2 protein-coding genes are annotated in these 1,845 nt (G+C 72.2%); one reads left to right on the plus strand and one right to left on the minus strand.

Annotation, left to right across the window (positions count from 1 at the left end; translation table 11 throughout):
- Positions 1-552, minus strand: a 552-nt coding sequence (locus tag ETD83_RS41635; protein WP_230421543.1) for a DJ-1/PfpI family protein, incomplete at its 3' end; no start/stop codon positions are given.
- A gap of 123 nt (positions 553-675) precedes the next feature.
- Here ETD83_RS41635 and ETD83_RS41640 point away from each other — a divergent pair.
- Positions 676-1,845, plus strand: a 1,170-nt coding sequence (locus ETD83_RS41640) for an MFS transporter (RefSeq protein ID WP_138650737.1), incomplete at its 3' end; no start/stop codon positions are given.

The raw sequence follows: 1,845 nt of genomic DNA on the forward strand, positions 1-1,845 counted from the left end.
GTGCGGACCGGCGGCGAGCTGGCGGCCGACGCGCATGGCGTGGGCCGCGCCGTGCTCCTGGAGGACCTGGTGAAGGCACAGGTCGAGGGTGGCGGCCGAGGCCCCGGCGGTGGCGACGTCGCCGTGATCGACGTAGATGACGGTGCCGTCCGGGATGACGCGGGGGTGGCGGGCGGCGAGCTCGCCGGACAGCTCCCAGTGGACGGACGCGCGGCGCCCGTCCAGCAGGCCCAGCGCGGCGGGAATGAAGATCCCGGCCGCGACGGCGACGATGCGGGCGCCCCGCGCATGGGCGCGGGACACCGCGTCGAGGACGGCGGGCGGCGTCCCGAAGGTCCAGCCCGCGATGACCACGGTGTCGGCGTCGTCGATGGCGTCGAGGCCGCTCTCCACCTGGATGGGGACGCCGAGCGTGGTGGTGAGCGAGCCGGGATTCTCGGCGCACAGCCTGAAGCTGTAGTGCTGGGGGATGTCGGGCCCGTGCCAGCCGAAGACGGCCGAGGCGGACGTGACCGGGTAGAGCTCCTGGTTCGGGGCGACCAGGGCGACCACACGATGCGGGCGAGCGGGGGCCGGTGGCGTTTCCGGGCACTCCAGGGGCATGGCGCAAATGTACCTAATGATGTCATTTAGGACACCAGTGGTCTGACCTGGAAAAATCCAGAATTGGGGATCATGTGGACGAGGAACTTCACCCTCTACTTCGGGGCCCGCACGATCTCCCTGCTCGGCGACGCGATGATGCCCGTCGCGTCGGCGCTGGCGATCGGCGGTGTCCATGGGATCGCGGGCGTCGGCTACGTGCTCGGGCTCTGGACCGCGTCGGCCGTCCTGGTCATGGTGTTCGGCGGGGTCGTCGCCGACCGGATCGGCGCCCGCCGCCTGATGATCGGCGCGGACATGGTCAGGGTCGCCACCCAGGGCCTCGTGGCCGTCGCCTTCCTGGACGGCGCCCCGCCCTACGCCCTGCTGCTGGTCATGGCGTCCTTCTCGGGCGCGGCCGCCGGGATGTTCGAGCCGGGCGTCAACGGCATGGTCCCCCTGGTCTCCGCCGACCCCCAGCGGGCCAACGCGACGCTGAAGGTCGCCGAGGCGCTCACCCAGCTCGGCGGCCCCGCGCTGGCCGGAGTCCTCATCCTCGCCGCCGGACCGGTCGTCGTCTACACGGTCGACGCCGCGACGTTCCTGGTCAGCGGGGTGTGCCTGCTGCTCGTCCGGGTCGCCGTCCCGAGGCCCGCCCCCTCCGACGTGCTCGGTGACCTGCGCAGGGGCTGGGAGGAGTTCAGGGCCAGGAGCTGGATGTGGTCGGTCATCCTGGTCTGGGTGTTCTGGGGCGTCCTGGTGATCGGCCCGTCCGTGCCGCTGTCGTCCCAGGTCATCGGGGACGACTACGGCTGGGTGATGGCGGCGCTCGGCCTCGGCACCGTCCTGGGCGGGCTGGTGGCGATCAGGGCCAGGCCCCGCAGGCCGCTGGCGGCCGGTGCGATGGCGGTGAGCGCCTACATACCGGTGCCGCTGACGGTCGCGCTCGGACTGCCGCTCCCGCTCCTCATGGCCGGGCACCTTCTGGGCGGCTGCGCCTTGGCGTTCTGGTCGGTGATGTGGTCGACCAGCGTCCAGACCCAGGTCGCCCCGGACGTGCTGAACCGCGTCAACGCCTACCAGATCGCGGGCTCGGTCGCGGGCATGGCCGCCGGCCAGGCTCTGGCCGGCCCGGCCACCGCACTGGTCGAACCACGCACGTTCATGCTGGGATCGGCCCTGGTCACGATCGGCATCGTCGCGGCACTGCTGTTGATCAGGCCGGTCAGGCAACTGGGCCGCGCCCCCCGGCCCCCCGAATAC

The organism is Actinomadura soli, from assembly GCF_005889715.1.
GTDB classification, from domain to species: Bacteria; Actinomycetota; Actinomycetes; order Streptosporangiales; family Streptosporangiaceae; genus Spirillospora; species Spirillospora soli.